This window comes from Streptomyces sp. NPDC050564, from assembly GCF_044457265.1.
GTDB lineage: Bacteria > Actinomycetota > Actinomycetes > Streptomycetales > Streptomycetaceae > Streptomyces.
Map to the genome: position 1 here is coordinate 225,869 of NZ_JBITGS010000009.1, position 21,844 is coordinate 247,712.

The window sequence follows — 21,844 nt, forward strand, 5'->3', positions numbered from 1 at the left end:
GTTACCACGTCCTCCGACACCCCGACCGCGCATGATCTCGCACGCGCCCTCGCCGATCAGCTCCACCCCGGTGCCTCTCCCCGTGACGTGACCGTGAACTTCAGCGCCCGCCGACAGGCCCCAGTCGAGTACCGCGACCGCGGTCGGGGCGGGCCAGTGACGGTCTACGCCCAGGCACTGCACGCCACTCTCTACGGACCTCCCACGGACAACGAGACGCTGCCCGCGCCCTGGACGCGCTCTTGCAGGCCAGGCACACCGCGACTGCCCCCGCGCAGAAGACCGCAGTCCTGCGGCAGGTCGCCGAGCAACTGCGCAATGCCGCCGAGATCATCCAGCGCTACCAGTACCGGGCCCAGTGGGACCGGCTCCCCGACGACGTCGCCAAGCAGCTCCATGACACCCACGAGCAGGCTCAGCAGATCGCCCAGGCCCTCGAACGCGTGGCTCCCGCCTTCAGCAGCCGGCCCACCGCGGATACCGCGCCCGGCGCGCACCGCGATCACGGCCGGAGTACCGCTGCCCCCGCGACCACCCCGACTCCACCGGCCGGACGCCGCCGCTGACCGGCGGCGACAACCCACCCGCCGGGAAAGGCACCACCCTGGCCACCTCCGCCTCCCTGCACACTCTGCTCACCCAACCACGGTGCGCGCTGGGCGTGTTCGTCCCCGCCGGCCTGCACCCGTCAACCGCCGAGCGGCGTCACCTCGACCAGATCGCGCGGGCAGGGGCCGACCTGTTCGAGGTGGGCCTCGCCCACCATGACGCTCGCCTTGACGGACCCGTCATTCAGGCTGCCTACCACCGCGCCCTGCGACGCGGCAACGTCCTCGACCGCATGCTCCGCGCTGTCGAGCATGCCGCCCGTCTGCGGCCGACCGTCGTCATGACCTACTGGGAACCCGTCAGACGCCACGGCCCCGAGCGCCTGGCCCGCCTGTTCGCCGAGGCCGGTGCTGTCGGCGTGATGGTCGTCGACCTTCCTGCTCAGCAGGTGGCCCGCTGGTACGACGTCGCCCGGGACGTGGGTCTTCGCACCCCACGCCTCGTCCCTCGCACCGCGCCCGACACCGGCATCCCGGCCGCAGTCGCCGGCGCATCCGGATGGCTCTACGCACCCGCCAGCACGGCTCCCACCGGCTACCGCGGCCCGCTCGACATCCCAGCACTCGCCGCTTTCACCCGGCGCCTGCGCGCCGCGAGCCCGCTGCCGGTGGTCTCGGGTGTGGGGATCTCTACCCCTGATCTCGCCGCACGCGTCGCTCCGCTGGTGGACGCCGTCGTCATCGGCACCCCCGTCGTCCGCGGCCTGGCCACCGACCCCGGACAGGCCCCAGCGCTGACCGCCGCGTTCGCCCAGGCCCTGAACCCACACACCTTCACGGAGACCCGTGCCTGACCGCTTCACCTCAGCCCCGACCCTTGACCGGATCACAGCCGACGCATCCACCCTGCGCCGGGATCTGCGCGCCCTCCCCGTCGACCACGCGCACGTGCTGGCCGCGCGGATAACCGACGCTCAGCAACTCGCCAGCACCGCCCTGCGGCTGTTCCTCGACCTCGCCCAGCACGCGTCGCAGCCCTCGCCCGCGGATCTGCTGGTCCTCGACCGCGTCGCGCAGATCGCCAGGGCCGCCCAGGACGCGGGCGCCGAACTGACCGCAGCCCTTGCCCGCGCCGTGGAGAACCGGCGCCGCCAAGCCGGCGCCGAATCAGGACGAGTCGTCCTGGTCGGCCCGTCACCGCAGCAGTTCATCGAGTCGGCCGTCGACCTCCTCGACCGCATCCCTGCCCTCTCGCAGCCATATCCCGCGACCAGCTGATTCGGCCCAGCCCGCTTTGGCCGCCGTGAAAGCGCGCCCCCATTCCTCACACCCCAGGACAGACCATTTCAGATGAGCCCCGATTCCGTGCCCTTTCCCTTGGCGCGGGAGTTCAATCCAGCACCCTGCTCGCCCTGTCAGCCGAGGGCATCCTGCCGAAGGTCGACTATGCCATTTTTGCCGACACCGGGTGGGAACCCGAAGCGGTTTACGCGCACCTTGACCGCATGGAGAAGGAGATAGCCAAACCCGCCGGAATCCCAGTGCGGCGCGTATCGTCCGGGAACATTCGCAGCGACGCACTGAACCCCGATCACCGGTTCGCATCCATGCCTCTCCACATTCTCAATAGGGATGGGCGACCTGGAATGACCCGAAGGCAGTGCACCGGCGAATATAAGGTAAAGCCGATAAAGCAGAAGGTTCGCGAACTGCTCGGCTACCCCTATCCTTTGCGCATCCCCAAGGGAGTGTTCGTCGAACAGTGGGTGGGAATATCCACGGATGAATTCCATCGCGCCAAGGACGCCGACGTCAAGTACATGCGCAACCGGCATCCTCTTCTTGATCTGTCCTGGAGCAGGGCCGACTGCATTCGTTACCTGACCTCGCTCGGGCTTGCCGATACACCGAAATCAAGCTGCCTGGGATGCCCGTTCCACGGAAATGCCCAGTGGCGGCAGATCAGGGATACATCGCCGTCCGAGTGGGCGGACGTCGTTGAATTCGACGCGGCCATCCGGCAGGGCAATGCCCGCGCCAACGCGGCGGGTAGCCGACTGCTCGGCGAGGCATTTCTGCACCGCTCCCGCGTCCCGCTGAGCCAGGCGCCGATCGACCACGTCACCGCCGCCGAACGGGCCGCCCTGCCCAGCGCGGACGAGGCCGACGAGCTGGAGAACGACGTCGCGGACGGCTGCTCACCCTGGGCGTGCCGCGGGGAGGCGGATGCGCTGGCGCAGAACGACTTCGGGCTGGCCACGTGATACTCGACCTCTTCGCGGGGCCGGGCGGCTGGAGCAGGGCACTGGGCGTCCTCGGCGTGCGCGACGTCGGTCTGGAATGGGACGAGTGGGCCTGCAAAACCCGTGTCGCTGCGGGGCAGTTGACGGTTCGTACCGACGTGGCGCGGTATCCGACGTGGCCCTTCATCGGCCGCACGCGCGGGCTGATCGCCTCCCCTCCGTGCCAGGCGTGGAGCATGGCCGGCAAGCGCCTCGGCCTACTCGACCAGCCGCTGGTGCACACGGCGGTCGAGGACCTGGCCGCCGGACGGGACACCCGCGAACGCCTCCTCGCCGCGTGCCGCGACGAGCGCTCCCTGCTCGCAGCCGAACCCATGCGCTATCTGCACGCTCTGAACACGGTCGGCGAGCCCGACTGGGTGGCCATGGAGGAGGTGCCGGACGTCCTGCCGCTGTGGAAGCAGTACGCGGCCGTCCTGCGCGGCTGGGGGTTCTCCGTCTGGTACGGGATCGTCAACGCCGCCGACTTCGGCGTTCCGCAGACCAGGAGGCGGGCGATCCTCCTCGCCTCCCGGGTCCGCACGGCACAGCCTCCCACTCCCACGCACTCCCAAGTCGCCGAGCCTGAATCGCTGTTCGGGCCGGGCCGCGCCCGCTGGGTCAGCATGGCCGAGGCACTGGGGTGGGGTGCGACCGACCGGCCCGTTCCCACCGTCTGTGCCGGCGGCGGACCCGGCGGCGGACCCGAACCCTTCCCGTCGGGCTCCCGCAAGACACTCTCCGACGCCCGAGAGCGCGGCACATGGATGCCCCGGCCGGACGGCGTTGTCCTGCAGTCCCGCCGCGAAGGCGCTGGCTGGAAGGCCCGGCACGGCACACGCGAGAACCGGGCCGCCGACGCTCCGGCTCCGACGTTCACCGCCGAGGCGCACCGCTGGTCCTGGTCCCTGCGCAGCAACAACCAGACCAACGCCACCGTCCGTCCGCTGTCCGAGCCGGCAGGCACGCTGTTCTTCGGGCACCGGGCAAACGAGTGCACCTGGGTCGCCGAACCGGCCTCGGCTCCGACCAAGGACACGGACGAGAAGGGCACGGACGCGCCGGCGGTACCGGAGCCGATCCGGATCACCGCCCGCGAGGCTGGCCTCCTGCAGACCTTCCCCGCCGACTACCCCTGGGCCGGCAACAAGGGCCAGCAGTTCTCGCAGATCGGCAACGCCGTACCCCCATTGCTCGCCGGCCACCTCCTCGCCCCACACCTCGGCGTCACCCTCGACCCCGACGACTTCACCCTCGCCGCCTGATGCCCCACACCCCGGAACCCGACGAAGACGACCTCGACGCCATCGCACCGCCGCAGCCGGTGTTCCACGTCGAGCAGGCCCTCCTCGGCGCCCTCCTCCTCGACCCGCACCGTCTCGGCGACGTGACCGGCATCGCCGCCGACTCCTTCTCCACCGCCGCGCACGCCGCCCTCTTCGCCGCGATCAGCACCCTGCCTCCGCCCAACCCCGCGGAGCACGCGAAGAACACCAAATGGCTCGACCGCGTGCTCGCCAAGGGACGCGGGCAGGCGCGCGGACTGACCGCCTCGTACCTGCACACCCTCGTCCAGGTCTGTCCCTGGCCCCGCCACGCACCGGCCTACGCGCGGATGGTCGAGGCCGAACACGCCCGCCGCCGGCTGCAGACGGCCGCCGAACGCCTCGTCCAGACCGTCCACGATGCCTCCCTCCCGCACCCCATCCAGACGGTGCTCGCCGAGGCCGACGCACTCGCCGCGGTCGTGGACGACATCGCGAGCCGCTTCCCGCCGCGCGCCGGAGTCCTGCCCCGCACCCCGGAACCGCCGCCAGCCATCGCGCCCGACCGCACCGATGCGGTCGAGGAGGAGCAGCTGCTGCTCGCCACCGCTACCGCCCACCCCGCCGACATCGACTCCATCCGGTGGCTGCTCCCCGACGACCTCACCCTGCCGCTGCACGCCAGCCTGTGGCAGTGCCTGACCACCCTCGCCCGGCGCCGCGAGCCCGTCGACCCCGTCACCGTCTTGTGGGAGGCCCAGCAGCGCGGTGTGTTGGACGACGGAAACAACCCGGGCGAAGTGCTCCGCCTGCTGGCCGAACCGGCTGGTTCCGTAGAGCACTGGGGCGAGCGCGCCCTGCAGCGTTCCCTCCTGGCCACCGCCGACCACACGGGCCGGCGCATCGAGGCGTACGCCGGCGACCCGGCGAACACCCCGTTCCAACTCGTCGTCGGCGCCCGCCGATCCCTCGCCGACATCGGCGCCGTTCGTACCCGTTGGCAGCACGCCACCGGAACGGTCCCGCCGCAGCGACCGCGCCCGGCGCCTACCATCCGCGCCGGCCCGCCGACCACCACGGCCGCGCACACCGCCCGCGCTGCGCGAGCAACCCGATAACACCCTGCATACGCCGGTGGCCGGACCCGAAGGTCCGGCCACCGGCAGAAGAGACGACACCCCCACGTGACTCCCCCCATCGACGCCCACGTCCGCCTCGACACCCACCCCACTCACCCCAGCGCCGTGACCGCGGTCCTGGCCGGCGCCCAGGCCCGCATCGCTCTCATGGGTCTTGAGGCAGCCGACTGGACCGTCGTCGCCGAGAACGTCCTGGTCCTGGTCCGCATCGACCACGAGGAGCCCTACTGGGCCGAGGACGCAGCCAAGCACCTGTCCGCCGAAGGTATAACCGTCGAGATCACCCCTCGGCTCCGGGAGGCCATGGACGAGGAATGGACCTGGGCCAACTACCCGATGCCCTGGTGCACCCGCAGCGAAATCCGCAGGGTCTCCAACGAAGCCCAGAAGATCCACGACGACATCCGCCACGGCCAGCTCCTCATCCACGCCCACGCCCACGACGGCCACACCACCGTCGCGGTCGGCACCTACCTCGGCCGCAACGGCAAGTCCGTCTACCTCCACGGCGAGGACCACCTGCGCCAGGTCGCCGACACCTTCGACTCACCCGCCCAGGCCCTGCTCGCCTTCGAGAAGGTCCACACCGCCGACATGCGCCCCGGCGCGGCGCCCCTGACCGACACCGAACGCGCCGCCGCCGAGGCCCGCGCCACCTTCGGCCTCACCGCAGCCAAGCCCGCACCGTCCCGCCCGGAGCCGGAGACCGTTCCGGCCTACCTGGCCGATGCCGGCGACCACGACGCCCTGCTCGACGCCTTCCTGGATGCACACGGCGATTGGGAGAAGTGGCGCACCTGGTCCGACGAGACAACCCACGCCATCCACGAATCCCAGACCCTGCGCGTCGAGCGCGTCCACGAAGCCCACACTCGCGACACCGCCTGGACCGTGGCCGCCTACGAGACTCCCGTTTCCGATCGCACGTGGGTCCTCACCGCAACCGGCGCTACCCCCGCCCCGGTGCTCCAAGGGCTGCTGGACCATCTCGCCGACGGCGACGGCTGGGACACGGTCGTCGGCGCACAGGTCGACGAGAAGACCGTCGCCGCAGCCACACAGCCCCTGAGTAAGGCCGGGTGGAAGCGGACTGTGGACGGGCGATGGATCCGGTGGACGTCCCCCACGGGTGACACCGGCGTCCAGTTCGACGCTTTCGCCGCCCAGCATCCGGGCCAGAACCTCGCCACCTGGACCGTCTGGGCCGGTCCAGGTCCCGACCGACCCACCTGGGCCCTCACCGCGTCCCCGCACACACCGAGTTCGTTGCTGGCCGACCTCTCCGAGACCCTCACCCACGGAACCGGCACCCGGCGCACCAATACCGCAAGGCGCCCCCGCAGCGTCCGACTCCGACCCTCGCCGGCAGCTATCTCCCCGCCAGCGACCGGGCACACGATCAGCCGCGGCCTCTGAACCGGACACGAGCGGCTCATGTCGCTGCTGCCGCCCGACGGCAGCCCTGCGCCCCGTGAGCCCGGTATCGCATCTGTCCCCGTGCGGGGCGCGTCCTCACCTAGAGAGGCAGCACGGGATCGATCTCCTCGTCAGCTGCGCCTGTACCCCTCGCCCCAAATCTCCCTCGCGATGTGGCTGGGACTTGGTACGTTCGGGCGCATGACACCGCGTTCAGTGGACCTGCGCAAGGAGCCTGTGGAAGCCGTGCTGGACCGTGTCGAACGGTCGCTTGGGGTACGCCTTAGCCGGGAGGCTGTAGTGCGCAAGCGCCGGTCTCTGGGGGCGCGTACGGACCGCAATACGTGGGTGCGGATCGAGCGGCGCGGACTCGATCGGATCGGGGTCCAGGGAGGGGATGGCACCGCGTCCGCCGAGGCCCTTCGCGGGATCGCCAAACCGGCCTGGCTCACAGGCGTCGCGTGGCGGGACGACACGGAGCCGGTGATGTGGCGAGCGGACGAGACGGAGATGCTGCCGGCGGCGCCAGTGAGCAGCGCCGTAGTGGCGGAGGAACCACAGCTGCCCGAGGAGTGGTGGAACGCGCTGAACGCCTCGCTGGATGCCCTGGCCGCGCAGCACACAAACCGTATCGCGACACCGGATACCGAGACCCTCACTCAGGACCTGGTCAGGGGAACGATCCACAGCGTCTTCCCGGGTCTCGATGCGGCCGTAGCCGAATGGCGGCCGGCCCATGCGGATTTCAACTGGGCGAATATCACGGCGCCGGTGTTCTGTGTGTTCGACTGGGAGGACTGGGGCATGGCCCCCCGCGGCCTGGACGCGGCAAGTCTGTGGGGGGCTTCCCTCGCCGTCCCAGCTCTGGCAGACCGCGTCCGCAGCGAGCGGTGTGAGGATCTGGAGAGCCGGGACGGCATGCTGATGACGCTGTTCGTCGCTGCGAAGATCCTCGGCCCTTACGCCGATCCCGAAGACCCCCGCCTGGTCCCCGCGAGGAAGATGGCGGAGCAGCTGCTGCAGGAACTTCAGTCGCGCTGACGGGCTTTGAGGAGCTGCCTGTACTCACGGACCACGTTCTCGTCGACCTCGTACGTCAGGGCCTCGGTCAGCTCCCGCAGATGGTCGACGTCGTCTGTGCCGACCGCGACCGCGTCGACCCGAGGGAGGCCGTACGAGGAACGGAAGGCAGCCTGGATCTTCGTGGCGGACGGGGAGTCTCGCAGGAAGATCCTCGGATCGAAGCGTTCCCACACCGCCTCGGACGTACTTCCGCCGAAGGGGCTCATGCCCCACACCTGCGACGGGCACCACCGCGTCGCCAGGGCCTCGGCCGCTTCGAGGACGTCGACCCCGACCAGCAACCCCACTCGGGCCATAAGGACATCAGGGCTTGGCACGTCGAAGTCCATGAGCGAGCGCGGATCCCAGGTCGATACGCCCCAGGAACGGCAGAGTCCCGCCTGCGCTGCATCGGCCAGGACCGTGCACGCCTGTTCCAGCGTCTCGGCGTCGGGTGCCGAGTGCTCTGGGTTGTGGAGAAATACCAGATCAGGCTCCCGCCCAAGATCCTTGATGGCTTGCTCGACGGCTCCGAGGAGATGGGCGGGATCGAGGCTGTGCCCCTCGGGGAAATACCCGACCTTGGTGGAGACCGAGAATTTCGGCAGAAGATCGCCGGCCGTCGTCTTGAGGACCTCGTGGGAGCGATGGCGGAGGTAGTTGGACGCGGTGTCGAGGCGTGTTACATCGAGGTCGGCGGCTGCTTCGAGTAGGTCACGGGCGTGACCAGACCGGTGTAGCCCGAGGACGATAATTCCGTCAGCGGTTCGCACAGCCCCTCCGTGATCAACAAGTCGGCCAAAGTGATGATGTCGTCGGGGGCGCCCTCGAGGTAGACCGGGTGACCTGACAGGAGCGCACGCAGGCTCGGTTCTGCGCGCTCGTGGAAGGTCAGCCGCTTACCGCCACCGCACACTTGGACGGTGTCACCGGAGCGGACGATGGAGGGCGCGAACTCGGTAACGGCCGCGACTCCGTCCGGCCGACCGAAGGCGGCCACGTGCGGCATGTGGCGTGCGGGCGGGGTGCTGGACCGCAGTTCGTCCAGGTACCGCTCTGGGCTGTAGGTGGCGGCCAGGGCGCTGAGCTTGTCCGTCAGCACCTGGTGTGCGGTGCCCTGCACGCCCTCCAGGTCGTGACGGAACGCGTCGTCGGCGCGGGCGGCGTCAGAGAGGAAATTGGCCCAGGTGACACCGGTCCGTTTGGTGAACCCAAACGTCACGTGCAGGGAGTGTCCACCACTCCCCGAGCCGAGGCGGGTCGCGGTGTGCCAGAAGCCTCGTGGGATGTGCATGACGTCCCCGGCCCGCATCGTGCCCTTCCACCGCACTTCCTCGGAGGGCGTGCTGTTGCGTTCCGCGTCGCGGTACATCGGCGCCGGCCGCGAGGGACCGCGCACTTCCCACGACTTCTCGCCAGAAAGCTGCACGGCAATGACCTCGTGGTCGTCCCAGTGCAGATGGAATCCGTCGGTGTCACCCACCGCGAGGTAGGCGTTGGCAGAGGCGAGTTCGCCGGACCACCAGCCCAGGGCCCGGCAGGCGACTTCCAGCGTCGAGTCGAAGAAGTCCACGTGATCCAGGACCACGGTGCCGCCGTCGTTGAGGATTCGTCCGAGGGCCGCCATGTCCGCCTGGCTCACGGCCTGCCTGCGCCGGTTGACGTTGGTGGACAGGAACGTGGACGGGTGCACTTCCTCGCCCTCGGCATAACAGCGCAGTTGCGGATTGGCCAGATGGCGGCGCTTGATCAGGTCCAGCAGTCTGAGCGGGGTCAACAGCCGTGCGGGCAGCTCCGGGTCCGTGAGACGGCCGCGCGCAAACGCGGATCCCACGGAACCCGGCCCGTCCCAGCCGAGAGCCTTCTCGATGTGGCTGACGAGCCGGTGCTCCATGGGTTCCCCTTACTCCTTCGGGAGGTTCAGGTCGCGGTTGTCGCCGTCATCTCCCGCGCTGTTCTGCGAGCTGGTGATGTCGGACCGCTCGGACTCGCTGCGGTCATGCGCAGTCGCCAGCTCCTCCACCGCGATCAGAAGCGCGGGGCTGGTCCCCGCCACCTGTGTGGATGCCCTGTCTGCCATCGAGCTCTCCTCTCAGTTCTCCAACCCAGCTCTGGGCGAACGTCTGAGTTAACCCGCGGCCACCGCATGGCAGTAGGGCGGGATTCGGACAGTGCTGCAGGACGCTCTTGCCCCTCCTCAGGGGAGGAAGCGAGGGCCGGATTCCGCCTGGACGACTGCCTGGTCTGGGCTGGGCGGAAGGAGTGTGATTCATCGACCGGGAGTGTGAGCCAGGGCGAGACTGACAACCACGGCGCTCACCATGGCGGCGAAAGGCAGGACATCGGAGCCCCGTCAGCGGGGCAACGTAGCGCGGGATCCCCGGTTAGCCAAACCGGCGATCCTGCGGATGATTGATGGTCCACCGCCACTACCTGCCCGTACGTCGAGAGGCATCACCGAGACGACCATCGAATCGACGCGTGGAAACGCGATCGGCTAGGACCCGTTAGCGCTTCACGCCGCCGCGTAGCTCATGCGGAACAGGTCCTGGGCGCGCTCCACATCCCGGAGGGTGCGCAGCTGCACCTCCAGGTCGCCCGTGCCGTGGTGACCGAGACCCGTCACGTCCCGGGTGAACCCAGAGACGAGGTCGAGCTGCCTCGGGTCAACCTTGAGATAGACGAGGAGCTTGGTCCTCTGGGGCGGGCACACGCAGGCGAAGTTCCGCAGGCGCTGGTAAGCCCGGTACATCTTGCGCTGGACATAGTTCACGCCGTCGCCCAGCCCCAGCAGCGACTCGTCGACCGCTTGCGCCAGCTCAACCAGGGCCATGCCGTGGCCGCCGCCCCCAGGCCCGGTCCCCTGCCGGCGAACGCGTCGGGTGACTGGCGACCGGCCGCTGACCGAGGCCACGGTCTCAAGGCCGAGCAGGTCGTTGCCGAAGAGCCGGTAACGGACCAGGTCGATGCTGCGCCGGTGCTCGCGCACGGCATGAACGTCGTAGCGGGTGAAGTCGCCGGCGACGCAGATCAGCCTCGGTCCGCTCCACAGCACCTGGGCCGCGGCCGTGGCCCCGAGCCGGTCGCGGGCCAGGCGCTCGAACTCCGCCCGGTGATCCATGAGCCAGCTGAGGTAGAACAGACCCTGGTTGATAACACCCGAGTCAACGCCCCGCTTGTACTCGACGATGACGGGGGATCCGTTCTCGTCGAGACCGAGCGAGTCGATGCGACCGCCGTGGACCGGTCCCGTGCTGTACTCGCTTGCCAGAAAGCGAACCCCAAGCAGCGCTTCCATGTTGGCCTCGACAAGGCTCTGCACATCTGCTTCGAACTCGGCAAGACGCGGTGCGACCTCGGTCACACCGCCATTCGTGCTGTAGAGCTTCAGGTTCGACACCACCCCTCCCATAGACCAGTACCGCCGGGATTCAACAGTGGGAGCCGTCGGATCTATTTCCGACGCCGGCCATTAGACGGTTAGCTGGGAAAGAGCTGAAGCACCTCGGGCCCGTCCGTCGCCACATCTCCCTCATCAACACTCAGAGCGAGGCGGGGACGAGTCATCGTGGCCGTCGCATAGACCTCGTTCGCGAGCTCAAAGGGAAGACCCGACCGAGCAACGAGCTCATCGAACGACACCCCCGTCTCCTCGCAGAGCCGGACTGCCCTCTCCAGCAGGAGAGGGGCTTCCCGAGGACCCAGGTCGCAAGGCTCCGGATCCCCGTTCTGGGAGAGCATCATCATCGCGCGCTTATACGTTGCATCGCGGAAGGCGCCGAGAGCGTGAGCGCGATAGACGATTGCCTTCAACGACGTTCCCCAACGCCGCTTCAGCGCGTATAGCACCTCCCAATCGAGCCGTTGCGGTAGCTCCGCAAGGATCTCCGCACTTGGCATCAAGAACTCCGCCGCAAAGTCATGCGCCTGGTTCTCGATGATCCGGCTACCGGGCTCTGCGTCAAGATGCATGACCAAGTGCCCCGCCTCGTGTGCGGCATCGAACCGAGAGCGAGCCCTGTCGTTCTTGGCAGGATTACGGAAGACCATGGGCCTGCTTCCGTACCAGTGAGAAAAGGCGTCCACTCGTTCGGACATTGCTGGAAGCTCCAGAACTACTGCGCCATGAGCCTCGAGAAGCCGCGTCATGTGGGGAATGGGTCCGGCAGGAACCCCTAGCGCATCACGGGCGTCCCGTGCCACGGCTGCGATGTCCGCCCGGCTAGGCTCGGACGGCAATGCCAGGCGAGGCAGCGCAACAGGAGGCAGCTCCACATAGTGCTCAATAGTGGTAACCAACCTCCATGCAATCTTGCCAAAAGCGACAGCCTGGTCCCGTTGCAGTTGAGTCGTTGCCCGAAGGCTCCGGAAGTGGGCAGCGCTGGGCACCGTCGGGTGCGGGTGGCCCGCTGCGAAGAATGTGGCCGGCACCCCCAATGCCATGGCCAGCTGCGCAACCACCGCAGCCGACGGACGGCTCTGGCCCAACTCGTACTGACTAACCGCCGCTGGCGTGAGCGCGACCTTCTTGGCGAGCTCGTTCTTGCGGAGTCCTCGAAGCTGGCGGGCCGTCGTCAGAGCTTCAGGTTCGAAGGAGCGGGAGGCGAGCTCAGCGCCTCTCGATCCTCGCAGCGGTGTCGGCATGATCTCTCAGTCTGTCTTCTCGCGCTTTTCACGCGGTTCTTCAGTACGCCGCCGCAGCGGCAGCTCGTGCTCGTCCAGGTCGCTATAGGCGGGTGCCTTCGAAGCCTCCTTGGCAGTACGGCTCTCGTCGATGCCCGGCTCCGGCAACTTGCGGTCCACGCCCGCGCTGACCTCTTGGGGCAACCCTTCCCGCTCGACCATGACGTCTTCGGCCGAGCGGGGAGCCGGAAGGCCGACCTGGAGATCATTGTGGATCTCGACCGTGCCATCAAGCCAAGGCGACCCACCCTCGCGGTTGTCCCGCGGGAGACCGACCTCGATGACACAGTTGCCCGTCTCGGGATCGCCCATGTGCATGACCCGCACGTGGCCCTGGCGAACGGCCTCAGCGAAGCTCTCGGCCCAGTCGGGGTCTTGATCGAGGGTCAGCTGACCCTTCATCGCACTGTTCGCTACCGCACCCCTGAGACGCGCAACGCTACCGCCCCAGCTCAGTTGCTCCAGCTTGTCCCGCACCTTGCCAGGTGCAGTCAGCGGAAACTTGTAGATCCTCAGGACCCACGGCCCTGAGATGACCTCGATCGCTCCGCCGGCGACCTTGCGAACCGGAATACCTGCTTGGTTGAGCCTCTGGAAGGAGAGGTTGGCGATGTTCCGCCAGACCAGTTGGGCAAAGGTGCCGTTGTCATCCCCATGCGAGGGGTCATGACGGTCGGCGTTGGTCGCGTACACCTCGCACGCGACATCCCGAATGATCTCCAGCGCACCCGACTGCCGGAGATCACTCAATGCCTGCTGCAGAGTGATTTCCACACGCCGACGATAGCAGAACCCGCCCATCTCTGCGCGAAAATCAAGTAGATGGGTCCAGTGCGTGTCGTTCCTCAAGCAGGAGCGCGAACCGGGAGGCTCGCCAAGTTGCCCGAGCGGAACCACTGCCAGCGGGCGGCGGGCCCTGATCTGGGTTGTTCAGCCGCCCCATTCCAGGCGCACGGGTTCTCGGGCAGCGGTGAGGGCCCCCTCTAGGTCGGCGAGTCGTTCGGCGAGGGTGGTGGTAGCCAGTCGGAGAGGGAGGGCGGCCGAGAACTTGAGGCCGCGAACGGCACGCGGGTCGACGGTGGGCAGGGTGAGGGAGTCAGGGAGTTCAACGCGGGCGGCCTTCCAGTCGTCGGGCGCGAGGTCTTGGCGCAGCCGGACGTGGGTGTCGGTCGGGCGCTGAATGGGGTCTGCGAAGTTGCCGAGGGAGGCTGCAAGAGTGGCATTGGCGCGGTAGCCGGCCCAGGTCCACCAGCGTGTGGCGTCCGCGTCGCGGACCAGGAGCGTACCTGCCGGGTGTACTTCGTGGGGTGCGCGGTCCATGCGAAGTTCGGCGATGGCGGCGGTTGCGCGGCGGGTGAGGCGGACGTCCGGGTCGGAACCGAGGAGAACATCGCGCATGGCCCGGGTGAGGGCGTAGGAGAGGCCGCGGGCTTCACTTCCCTGCCATTTGGCGATGCCACCGTCTTCGACGGGTTCGACAAATGCGCGGCGTCGGGCCCAGTCGATGAAGGTGACCTGCCAGCTGCGGCCGGCCAAAAGCAGGCGGCGCGGGCCTGGGCGTTCCTCGGTGAGGACGGCGGGGTCGGTGGTGCCGATCTCGGTGCGTCCGGCGAGCACGGTGAACTCGGGCGGTGCAGTGAAGGAGGCGGTCAGCTCCATGAAGTGCCGTCGGCCGAAGTGCTTCTCGGCTTCGGCGCCGATAAACAGCATGCCGCCGTCGCTGTCGAGGAAGCCGCCTTCGACGAGGTGGGACAGGAGAGGGGCAGCGGAGCGGTCAAAAGGAGCAAGGCCGTTCCATTGTTCGGGCCACAAGCGATCGCCAAGGCGGTGTTCCTGCAAGGTGACGGCGAGGAGTTGCTGTGCAACGAGGTGGCGGGGCGCGGGGGGCGGTGTGACGGGTTCGACCCAACCGCGGGTCCACAGAGTGAGTAGGCCGGCGGCTTGGAGGAGGGCGTCGGGCCGGGTGGCGAGGAACAGGCAGTTGCGGGAGGTTCCGGTGCGGCGACCCGTGCGGCCGATGCGCTGCAGAAAAGAGGCCACGGTGCTGGGCGAGTCGATCTGGATTACGCGGTCGAGGTCGCCGACGTCGATGCCGAGTTCGAGGGTTGAGGTGGAGACGATGACACAGTCGCGTGCTTCGGCGAATGCCTGCTCGGAGCGGGCACGTTCGTCGGTGGAGAGGGAGGCGTGGGAGAGAAACACGGTGACGTCGCGGGCTCGTAGTGCCGCGCCGAGCTCCTCGACCTGCTTGCGGGAGTCACAGAAGACGAGCCGCTTCTCGCCCCGGTGCAGGGCAGAGATCACCTTGGCAGCGTTGGCGAGAGATCCGACGTAGTCAAGTTCCACCTCTCCTGCCGGGCGCGGGAGATCTTGGGTTTCGGCTGCAGCAGCGCTGGCCGCTGGCAGGGTGACGCCGGGGGCGACGACTCGGCCGGGGCGGTCGGCGGGGCTTGCGCCCTGGAGCCAGGTGAGCAGGGTGTCGGGATTGCCGACGGTGGCGGAGAGGCCGATGCGCTGGATCCGGTGGCCGGCCAGTCGCTCCAGGCGTTCGAGTACGGCGAGCAGGTGCCAGCCGCGGTCGTCCCCGGCGAAGGCGTGCACCTCGTCAACAACGACGGCACGCACCCGACCCAGCATGTGCGAGTGGTCGGTCTTGACGCTGATGAGCATCGCTTCGAGGGACTCGGGAGTGGTGAGCAGGAAGTCAGGGGACTCGGTGCGGATGCGCCGGCGTACGGACTCGGGGGTGTCGCCATGCCAGAGGGCAGCTCGGCCCGTCCATCAGCGGATGCACGGCGGCCTTTTGCAGGGGGCGTAGATCTGGCCACCCGAGCGTGTTGACGATGTGGTGCAGGACGACCGGGTCGAGGCGTTCCACTGGGTCGGTGCCGCGCGTCTGCTCCTGCACGTCTGTAACTCCTGCACTGATCCGTCAGAGTCGGGTCTTCGGAGAATGGGACTTCAGATCTCAAGGTCGAGATCGTCCGCAGAGGCGGCTGGCGCGGGCGCGGCGAAGTTCCGTTCGGTGGCGGTGAGATCGCCGCTGGCCACTGTCAGCTTGTAGTGCGTGCGCGGGTCGAAGTCAGCGAACTGGTCGATCCGGTCGAGCACGTCCCCGACCAGCTTCTTCAGGTACAGCCGTGGTGCCACTCCGACCTTTCCGCCGAGAGCCCCACCCACTGCCCGCGCCAGGTCCGTGAGGTACGTGTCGTCGGCGAGCTGCTTGATCCGGTCAGGAGACTGGGAGCCTTCCGCGTACAGGTCACGGATGGTGGCACCCAGACTGGTCAGTGATTCCTCGGTGAATCCGGGCAGCCGGATCTGGACAGCCCGAGGGTTGTCGAAGCGGGGATCGGTCGTGAAGTCGGTGGCAAGGCGCTGGGCGAGCGGCGCTAGTCGCTGTACGCCCTGCTGTCCGTCGTAAAAGGCGGGGGTGCCGGTGATGACGAGGTACAGGCCCGGGAAGCGACCGGAGTGGACCTCGTCGATGAGCTGCCGGAGCGCGTTGAGGGCCTTGTCGCGGGCGTCGGAGCGGACCCGTTGCAGGGTCTCTACTTCGTCCAGGACGAGGACGAGTCCGGCGTGCCCAGCGTCCCGGAGCACGGTGAGCAGGCCCTGCAGGAAGCCGAAGGCGCCGAAGTGGTCGAGGTCGCCGCGGACGCCTGCGCTGCGCCGGGCGGCTGCGGCGACGTGTGGCTGGCCGCCGAGCCAAGCCATGACCGCGGCGGCGGTGGCCTCGTCTCCGGCCTCCAGGGACTGCTTGTATCCGCGTAGGGCGGTGGCGAACGCGGGGGCGTGTCGGGAGACCTCGGCGAGGCGGGCGGTGAGCAGCCGATCCACGGCCTGCGGCAGCTCGTTCTCGCTCGCCCCGTCGGCGAGCGCGTCCTCTTCCAGTGCGTAGAACCAGGCGTCGGCGACCGGCCGCAGGGCGCTGGGTGGGAAGCTCGCGGTGGTCAGGCGTTCGGTGAGTCGCCGGTAGACGGTCTCCAGCTTGTGCAGCGGGGTCTCGGTCTCCGACACCTGTACTTCGGCTACGGCGAAGGTGCGTCGTTTGGCGCGTTCGCCGAGCCAGCGGGTGAAGAAGGTCTTGCCGGATCCGTACTCGCCGCGCACGGCCTTGAACACCGAGCCGCCGGCGGCGACAGTGTCCAGCTCCTCGTCGACTGCCTGCTCGAAGCGGCCGAGACCGGTGGCGAGCAGGTCAAGGCCGCTCTCGGGGACGGCGCCGCGCCGCAGCGCGTCCACCACGGCGCGCCGTCGCACGGCGCCGACCGGGGTGGCAGCCCCGGATGCTGAAGATCCAAACGCATTCACCCGAACAGTCTCCCATTCGGCTGCCAGCCTGGCCGGACACCGAGGCCGACGCCGGACCGCAGACTCGCCGCGCTGGTCTGGTCGCCGACCCGCTCAAGGTCACCGTCAACTGTGTCGCCACCATCGACAACTCGGCCAGTGTCGCCGCGATCGAACGTCACCTCGCTCAGCTCGACAGCGTCGCGGCACCCGACGTTTTGGACTCAGCCAGCGCGGAGCGACTCACCGTCATCCCCCTGCGCACTCGTCCCCGCCGGTAGGACCCCGTCGGTTCACGGGCGTGGTTGCGGCCAAGCTGACAGGATGGTGTGCCATGTCACCGCACCCGCTGCTGAGTGCCGAATCCGTCGGCGTTCTGGAGACGTACCTGGAAGAAGTGGGCACCGTATTCCGAGCCTTCCGGGATCAGGACTCGGGCTGTGTCTCGTTCGGGGTCGCTGTCGACGACAAGCCGTGGTTCGTGAAGGGTGCGACCACTCCGTCAGCAACGGCATCGTTGCGCCGCGCCGTAGAGGTGCATGACGCGGTACGGCACGGGGCGGTTGTGCCCCTGCGTCACCACTTCCGGGTCCGAGGCGGTCTGGCGCTGGTCTACCCGTGGGTCGAGGGTGAGGTCCTGTATCACCCGACTGCCTCCCGCCGCGGTGGGCGGTCGGCTCTGGTGAGTCCGATGGCCCGGTTCCGCGCGCTTCCTGTTTCTGAGATCCTACGGGCCCTGGACGAGATCCTCGACGCGCACCTGGCAGTCGAGCAGGCTGGTCTTGTTGCTGTCGATCTGTATGACGGGTGCTTCTTGTACGACTTCGAAGCGCGTCGCATGGTGTTGTGCGATCTGGACGAGTACCGGCCTGGGCCGTTCGTGCTGGAGGCCGACCGGTTGCCTGGCTCACGGCGCTTCATGGCGCCTGAAGAGTTCGTCAAGGGCTCGACCATCGACATTCGCACGACCGTCTATGTGCTGGGCCGGGTACTGCGACTGTTGCTGGATGCCGGCGACGAGGAGCAGGAGTGGCGTGGCTCGCCTTCACAGCTCGCGGTCATCGAACATGCCACCGCGGCTGATCCGGCCGACCGATTCACCTCGGTCAAAGCCCTCACCCAAGCATGGTCCGGCGCAAGCAAGACATCAGGGTGATCTTTCGGCTCTCGTGGCGAGTGAATCGACACGGTCTGCCGGCCACCGCATGGCCGCCCTCAAGCCGTTCAACGGTCGCAGGAAGCAACGGGCAGTAGATCAGCGCAGCAGGACGCCGTGCGCCTCCGGGACGGGCCTGGCACGGCGATCGGCATCTGGTCCGCGCGTCGCCTGTGCCGTGCATAGGCTGATCGTTCGGGCTCAGAAGATCCATCTGCGCCTGTCAGCCAACCACCGCAGAGTGACTTCGCCACACCATGTCTGATGTTGACGGAGATGCGGTGACCAGTCCGCCGATGGCTGTGCGCCGGAAGCCAGGAAGAAGCCGGAGAGCGCTGCGAGGGCTGCGTCGAGCTGTTCGTCAGCGACTCCGTGGGTGGTTGGATGTGCCGCAAACAGGGTGGTGGCGTCGTGGCCGTCGGCAAATGCCGTGGCGAGAAGCAGAACGAGGTCGAACCAGCTTGCTCCAAGGCAGGGCCAGTTCCAGTCGCAGATCCACGCAGCATCGCTGGTGTCGATGAGCACGTTGTCCTGGCGCAGGTCGTGGTGCAGGACGGCGTGGCCCGCTGTGGCCGTCCGCCATTTGCTTTCCAGTTCGGCCAGCTGTGGGGTGAGCTGGAGCGGAACCCACGCCGGCAGATCTTCCGGCTTCGTGCCGCCTGCTTGGAGGTCACGCCAGTCGGTGAAGTCGCCCTCGGCGTCGACCGGCTTGAGAGCGAGTTCCAGCATCGACGGAGAGGGGGCGGCGAGCGCCTCGGCCGTCGTGGCGTAGGCGTTAAGGGTGGCGTCCAGCTCGTTAGGCTCCCAAGGTTCGGCGGGCATGCGGCCACCGTCGACGGCATCGAAGCCGAGGACAACCCAGTCGTCCTGTTCCTCGAACCACTGCAGGCGCGGTGCTGGAACCTCCGGCGGGAGCGCCCTGTTGATCAACGCTTCCCGCCGGTAGCAGTTGGCGATCACGGGGTTCGTCTCGCCATTGACCGCCTTGATGAACTGTGTGCGGCTGGTCCCGTGGGCCACCGCGGCGAAGCCACTGGTGAAGCCGCTACCTGCGCTTGCTTCTGCCTCCACTGCACCGCCCAGGTGCCGTGAGATCAGCTGGCGGATGCCCTGTGGAAGGTCGCCCCAGCGCGGGCGTGCGGCGGTGGAGGCGTACTGCAGGCGCGGCGTGACGATGTGCGGCATTCTGCAAGGGTGAGGGAATCCATCCCTCTGTGCGAGGGATTTCTCGGTCTGCTATCGCTCGGCCCTCATCATTCGGGAATGGCATGCCCCAGGGACAAGAGCCAGTACGACTGGAAGCCACTCCTTTCGGGCATGTAGTGGGCCATGGACGAGGGGATGGTGGACTGGGCCAGGCAGATCGCAGAGGCTGAGCTCGGTGATGCGCTCCCTCGGCGGTGGACGCATAGCCAGGGAGTCGCATCCCGCGCGGCCGAGATCGGGCGGATCTTAGGGAAGGATGGAGACCTGTTGATCGCCGCCGCGGTGCTGCATGACGTCGGGTATGCGCCCCGTTTGGCCGCGACGGGGTTCCATCCGCTCGACGGCGCTCGGTTCCTCCGTGAGGCACACGGCGCTGATGAGCGGCTGGTGCGGTTGGTGGCGAACCACTCGTTCGCGTTGCTGGAGGCCGAGGAGCGCGGGCTGCGGGAGGAGCTGGCGGCGGAGTTCCCGCTGCTGGAGGAGCCACTGCTGGTCGACGCGCTGGTGTACTGCGACATGACGACCACGCCCGACGGCCGCCGAACCACCGCGCAGGAACGGGTCGCGGAGATTCTCGGCCGCTACGGGGCCGAGAGCATCGTGGGGCGGTTCATTCGTCGGGCGGCGCCGGAGATCTTCGCCGCCGTGGCGCGGGTGAGTGCAGAACTGACGGCTCAGCCGAGGTAGGGGTAGGTGCCGGCGAGGTAGTCGCCGATCTGCTGGCGCATGCTGGGGTGGATGTCGTACTCGTCGAGGTCGGCGGGCTTGACGAAGCGGACGCCGTCGGCCTCGTCGTTGATGGTGGGCTCGCCGCCGACGGGGCGGCCGATGTAGGTGTTCTCGTACTGCTGGCGGATCTCGCCGTCGGTGTAGGCGACGATGTGGTTCGGGTTGGTGTAGACGCCGAGGAATCCGGTGATCTCGGCGACGATGCCGGTCTCCTCCAGGCACTCCCGCACCGCGCACTGAGCGGCGGTCTCGCCGATGTCCTGGGCGCCGCCCGGGAGGGCCCACTGGCCGGTGTCGCGGCGGCGCTGGAGCAGGATGGCGCCGCTTTCGTCGATGACGAGCAGGTTGCTGGCGGGGATGAGGGTGTTCGCTTTCGGCGCGGTGGGGTCGTTGTAGTACTCAGTCCTGCCCATGTGCGGCGGTCCCCTCCTGGTCGGGTGTCCAGGGCCGTGCGCCGGCCCAGACTGCTTCGAAGCTCTGAGCGTAGTTGGCGAACCACCCCGTGTCGTCAACCTTGTTGAGGTGGAGCAGAGGGTTGGCACTGGCCGGCTGTCCCCACACGTGCGGGTTGACCAGCAGGTTGTCGTCGTAGCGGAACAGGGACGTGTAGAGGGTGGTGTCGTGCAGCCGCACTTCGCATCCGGCCTCGGCCAGCAGGGGACGGTAGTACGTCAAGGAGGCGCGGATCTTGGCAGCCAAGGTGTCGCCGATGCCCTCTTCTCGGCCCCGGATGACGACCGCCTCCCCCTCCGGATCGCCGAAGCACAGCCGTACTCGGACACCGCCGGAAGCGCGCTCAGTGAGCATCTTGGCGACATGCGGATTGGACTGCGCGAAGAAGGTGCCGGAGAAGACGAGGACGCCGATCTCCTCCCGAGCCTCCCGCAGCAGGGAGATCCACATGTCCCGCGGGACACTCGCCCGGTTCTGGTAGGTGCCGACAAGCTCGGTGGCTAACCCGCCACCGCGCCGCGCGGCCTGTCGTGGTGGGGCGGGCCAGATGAACGTCTCCTCCACGCGCAGGTGGCGCGCGACCCGGAAGCGGTGGCGTGGGTGGGGAACGCGCCCGCCGAGCCAGCGGCTTACCGTCTTGGGGTCCACCTCGCAGACTTCCGCGAGCGATTCGGGTGAGACGCCGCGCTGGGCGAGTACGGAGTGCAGTCGGTCGTTCACAGAGTTATGGAAGCGGTGCCCGGCGTGATCACGCAAGGACGTTATGGGACGTTCTCGTGGGACCTCTGTCGCGTGAGGTGCCTACCCTGGCGGCATGGAGCTCATCGTCCTGTGGGACATCGACCACACCCTCATCGAGAACGCGGGGGTGAGCAAGGAGATCTACGCGGCTGCCTTTTCGGCACTCTCGGGACGTCGGCCAACTGGGCCGGCACGCACGGAGGGACGTACGGATCGCCTGATCATGCGCGACATGTTCGCTCGGGACGGTCTGCCCGAGCCGGATTGGCCCGCTGTCGAAGCCGCCCTCGCCCACGCTGGTGAGGAGCGCCTCGGCGATCTCCGGCTACGGGGGGCAGCTCTGCCAGGTGTACGCGAGGCACTCAAGGCGACCTCGGCACATGATGACTGGGTGTCTTCGGTCCTCACCGGCAACATCGCCACTAACGCCCGTGTGAAACTGTCCGCCTTCGACCTCGATCCCCTCCTGGACCTGTCCGCCGGCGCCTACGGCGCTGACGCCGAACTCCGGCCCGACCTGGTAGCAATCGCCCGCGAGCGCGCCCGGCGGGTCCACGACGTGGCAGCCGACGTGCCCATCGTGCTGGTGGGGGACACACCGCGGGACGTCGAGGCCGCCCTCGCCACGGACTCCGGGATCATCGCGGTCGCCTCGGGCATCCACAGCGCCGAGGAGCTGGCCGCCGCCGGCGCGTCCGTGGTGCTGCCGGATCTGTCGGATACCGCAGAGCTTCTCGGGTTCCTGGAAACCTTCGCAGCGCACGGAAAACGTCCCAGGACGTCCTTGGGCTGTCCCTAGACGCGGTGATGCGGTCCCCGGACGCTCGGCCAGTATCAGGGCTCCCATCAGGCAACCAGCCCAAGGAGCCCA

The 21,844-nt window shown here is 68.3% G+C and carries 22 protein-coding genes and 2 pseudogenes; 12 read left to right on the plus strand and 12 right to left on the minus strand.

The genetic code is table 11. The features are described from left to right. The first annotated feature begins 242 nt into the window (after window positions 1–242). From ACIBK0_RS16975 to ACIBK0_RS17010, 8 genes are all read left to right on the plus strand, one after another. Entirely contained in the window at window positions 243–566 is a 324-nt protein-coding gene (locus ACIBK0_RS16975; protein WP_399080298.1) for a hypothetical protein, read from the plus strand. Window positions 567–631: 65 nt separating this feature from the next. Next, window positions 632–1,402 carry a tryptophan synthase subunit alpha gene (gene trpA, locus ACIBK0_RS16980; RefSeq protein WP_399080437.1) on the plus strand — a complete coding sequence of 257 codons (771 nt, stop codon included), beginning with the start codon at window positions 632–634 and terminating at the stop codon, window positions 1,400–1,402. Beyond that, the gene (locus tag ACIBK0_RS16985) at window positions 1,395–1,826 is read left to right on the plus strand and encodes a hypothetical protein (RefSeq protein WP_399080300.1); all 432 of its coding nucleotides are present in this window, start codon (window positions 1,395–1,397) and stop codon (window positions 1,824–1,826) included. The genes trpA and ACIBK0_RS16985 overlap by 8 nt, the downstream gene beginning before the upstream one ends. A 125-nt stretch (window positions 1,827–1,951) precedes the next feature. Next, entirely contained in the window at window positions 1,952–2,812 is an 861-nt protein-coding gene (locus ACIBK0_RS16990) for a hypothetical protein (protein WP_399080440.1), read from the plus strand. After that, window positions 2,809–4,095 (plus strand): DNA cytosine methyltransferase, encoded by a 1,287-nt coding sequence (locus ACIBK0_RS16995; protein ID WP_399080302.1) that lies wholly within the window; start codon window positions 2,809–2,811, stop codon window positions 4,093–4,095. The genes ACIBK0_RS16990 and ACIBK0_RS16995 overlap by 4 nt, the downstream gene beginning before the upstream one ends. After that, window positions 4,095–5,213: a DnaB-like helicase N-terminal domain-containing protein gene (locus tag ACIBK0_RS17000; protein ID WP_399080303.1), complete on the plus strand. Its 1,119-nt coding sequence runs from the start codon at window positions 4,095–4,097 to the stop codon at window positions 5,211–5,213. The genes ACIBK0_RS16995 and ACIBK0_RS17000 overlap by 1 nt, the downstream gene beginning before the upstream one ends. Window positions 5,214–5,279: 66 nt before the next feature. Then, on the plus strand, window positions 5,280–6,650 hold the full coding sequence (locus tag ACIBK0_RS17005; protein ID WP_399080305.1) for a DUF317 domain-containing protein: 1,371 nt from the start codon (window positions 5,280–5,282) through the stop codon (window positions 6,648–6,650). A gap of 201 nt (window positions 6,651–6,851) precedes the next feature. After that, the gene (locus ACIBK0_RS17010; RefSeq protein ID WP_399080307.1) at window positions 6,852–7,691 is read left to right on the plus strand and encodes a hypothetical protein; all 840 of its coding nucleotides are present in this window, start codon (window positions 6,852–6,854) and stop codon (window positions 7,689–7,691) included. On the opposite strand, the gene ACIBK0_RS17015 is transcribed toward ACIBK0_RS17010, so the two are convergent. From ACIBK0_RS17015 to brxD, 9 genes and pseudogenes are all read right to left on the minus strand, one after another. Beyond that, on the minus strand, window positions 7,679–8,050 hold the full coding sequence (locus ACIBK0_RS17015) for a hypothetical protein (RefSeq protein WP_399080446.1): 372 nt from the start codon (window positions 8,048–8,050) through the stop codon (window positions 7,679–7,681). The two genes, ACIBK0_RS17010 and ACIBK0_RS17015, sit on opposite strands and share 13 nt — an antisense overlap. A 66-nt stretch (window positions 8,051–8,116) precedes the next feature. Further along, window positions 8,117–8,485: pseudogene (locus tag ACIBK0_RS17020) on the minus strand (aldo/keto reductase); the annotation flags it as partial. Further along, window positions 8,395–9,606, minus strand: coding sequence for a JmjC domain-containing protein (locus ACIBK0_RS17025; RefSeq protein ID WP_399080309.1), 1,212 nt, complete (start codon window positions 9,604–9,606; stop codon window positions 8,395–8,397). The pseudogene ACIBK0_RS17020 and the gene ACIBK0_RS17025, both read right to left, overlap by 91 nt. Window positions 9,607–9,615: 9 nt before the next feature. Beyond that, window positions 9,616–9,792, minus strand: coding sequence for a hypothetical protein (locus ACIBK0_RS17030; RefSeq protein ID WP_185923492.1), 177 nt, complete (start codon window positions 9,790–9,792; stop codon window positions 9,616–9,618). Window positions 9,793–10,227: 435 nt separating this feature from the next. After that, window positions 10,228–11,112, minus strand: coding sequence for a DUF5655 domain-containing protein (locus ACIBK0_RS17035; protein WP_399080312.1), 885 nt, complete (start codon window positions 11,110–11,112; stop codon window positions 10,228–10,230). Window positions 11,113–11,192: 80 nt separating this feature from the next. Then, window positions 11,193–12,356: a helix-turn-helix domain-containing protein gene (locus ACIBK0_RS17040; RefSeq protein ID WP_399080315.1), complete on the minus strand. Its 1,164-nt coding sequence runs from the start codon at window positions 12,354–12,356 to the stop codon at window positions 11,193–11,195. 6 nt (window positions 12,357–12,362) lie between these two features. After that, a complete protein-coding gene (locus tag ACIBK0_RS17045; RefSeq protein ID WP_399080317.1) occupies window positions 12,363–13,169 on the minus strand; it encodes a hypothetical protein in 807 nt (268 codons plus the stop codon). Window positions 13,170–13,325: 156 nt separating this feature from the next. Next, window positions 13,326–15,303 (minus strand): annotated as a pseudogene (locus ACIBK0_RS17050) (helicase-related protein). Window positions 15,304–15,356: 53 nt separating this feature from the next. After that, window positions 15,357–16,709, minus strand: a complete 1,353-nt coding sequence (gene brxD, locus ACIBK0_RS17055) for a BREX system ATP-binding protein BrxD (RefSeq protein WP_356047279.1) — start codon at window positions 16,707–16,709, stop codon at window positions 15,357–15,359. Between brxD and ACIBK0_RS17060 the strand changes: the two genes are divergently transcribed. After that, window positions 16,685–16,969 carry a hypothetical protein gene (locus tag ACIBK0_RS17060; RefSeq protein WP_399080319.1) on the plus strand — a complete coding sequence of 95 codons (285 nt, stop codon included), beginning with the start codon at window positions 16,685–16,687 and terminating at the stop codon, window positions 16,967–16,969. The genes brxD and ACIBK0_RS17060 overlap by 25 nt on opposite strands. A gap of 53 nt (window positions 16,970–17,022) precedes the next feature. Continuing rightward, window positions 17,023–17,844, plus strand: a complete 822-nt coding sequence (locus tag ACIBK0_RS17065) for a serine/threonine protein kinase (RefSeq protein WP_399080321.1) — start codon at window positions 17,023–17,025, stop codon at window positions 17,842–17,844. A 201-nt stretch (window positions 17,845–18,045) separates the two neighbouring features. Here the strand turns inward: ACIBK0_RS17065 and ACIBK0_RS17070 are convergent, their stop codons facing one another. Next, a complete protein-coding gene (locus ACIBK0_RS17070; RefSeq protein ID WP_399080323.1) occupies window positions 18,046–19,029 on the minus strand; it encodes a phosphotransferase family protein in 984 nt (327 codons plus the stop codon). A gap of 144 nt (window positions 19,030–19,173) precedes the next feature. On the opposite strand from ACIBK0_RS17070, the gene ACIBK0_RS17075 reads away from it, so the two are divergent. Next, on the plus strand, window positions 19,174–19,737 hold the full coding sequence (locus tag ACIBK0_RS17075) for an HD domain-containing protein (RefSeq protein ID WP_356047285.1): 564 nt from the start codon (window positions 19,174–19,176) through the stop codon (window positions 19,735–19,737). Here the strand turns inward: ACIBK0_RS17075 and ACIBK0_RS17080 are convergent. Beyond that, window positions 19,725–20,192 carry an NUDIX hydrolase gene (locus ACIBK0_RS17080; protein WP_399080325.1) on the minus strand — a complete coding sequence of 156 codons (468 nt, stop codon included), beginning with the start codon at window positions 20,190–20,192 and terminating at the stop codon, window positions 19,725–19,727. The genes ACIBK0_RS17075 and ACIBK0_RS17080 overlap by 13 nt on opposite strands. Further along, window positions 20,179–20,952, minus strand: a complete 774-nt coding sequence (locus ACIBK0_RS17085; protein ID WP_399080329.1) for an XRE family transcriptional regulator — start codon at window positions 20,950–20,952, stop codon at window positions 20,179–20,181. The genes ACIBK0_RS17080 and ACIBK0_RS17085 overlap by 14 nt, the downstream gene beginning before the upstream one ends. Before the next feature lie 94 nt (window positions 20,953–21,046). Between ACIBK0_RS17085 and ACIBK0_RS17090 the strand changes: the two genes are divergently transcribed. Further along, the gene (locus ACIBK0_RS17090; protein WP_399080332.1) at window positions 21,047–21,772 is read left to right on the plus strand and encodes an HAD family hydrolase; all 726 of its coding nucleotides are present in this window, start codon (window positions 21,047–21,049) and stop codon (window positions 21,770–21,772) included. Window positions 21,773–21,844 lie beyond the last annotated feature (72 nt).

Coding starts and splice junctions, on each gene's coding strand:
- ACIBK0_RS17080 (WP_399080325.1), bottom strand. CDS start 20,192: ATGGGCAGGACTGAGTACTACAACGACCCCACCGCGCCGAAAGCGAAC.
- ACIBK0_RS17065 (WP_399080321.1), top strand. CDS start 17,023: ATGTCACCGCACCCGCTGCTGAGTGCCGAATCCGTCGGCGTTCTGGAG.
- ACIBK0_RS17090 (WP_399080332.1), top strand. CDS start 21,047: ATGGAGCTCATCGTCCTGTGGGACATCGACCACACCCTCATCGAGAAC.
- ACIBK0_RS17075 (WP_356047285.1), top strand. CDS start 19,174: ATGGACGAGGGGATGGTGGACTGGGCCAGGCAGATCGCAGAGGCTGAG.
- ACIBK0_RS17000 (WP_399080303.1), top strand. CDS start 4,095: ATGCCCCACACCCCGGAACCCGACGAAGACGACCTCGACGCCATCGCA.
- ACIBK0_RS17070 (WP_399080323.1), bottom strand. CDS start 19,029: ATGCCGCACATCGTCACGCCGCGCCTGCAGTACGCCTCCACCGCCGCA.
- ACIBK0_RS17010 (WP_399080307.1), top strand. CDS start 6,852: ATGACACCGCGTTCAGTGGACCTGCGCAAGGAGCCTGTGGAAGCCGTG.
- ACIBK0_RS17060 (WP_399080319.1), top strand. CDS start 16,685: ATGCTGAAGATCCAAACGCATTCACCCGAACAGTCTCCCATTCGGCTG.
- ACIBK0_RS17040 (WP_399080315.1), bottom strand. CDS start 12,356: ATGCCGACACCGCTGCGAGGATCGAGAGGCGCTGAGCTCGCCTCCCGC.
- ACIBK0_RS17025 (WP_399080309.1), bottom strand. CDS start 9,606: ATGGAGCACCGGCTCGTCAGCCACATCGAGAAGGCTCTCGGCTGGGAC.
- ACIBK0_RS17030 (WP_185923492.1), bottom strand. CDS start 9,792: ATGGCAGACAGGGCATCCACACAGGTGGCGGGGACCAGCCCCGCGCTT.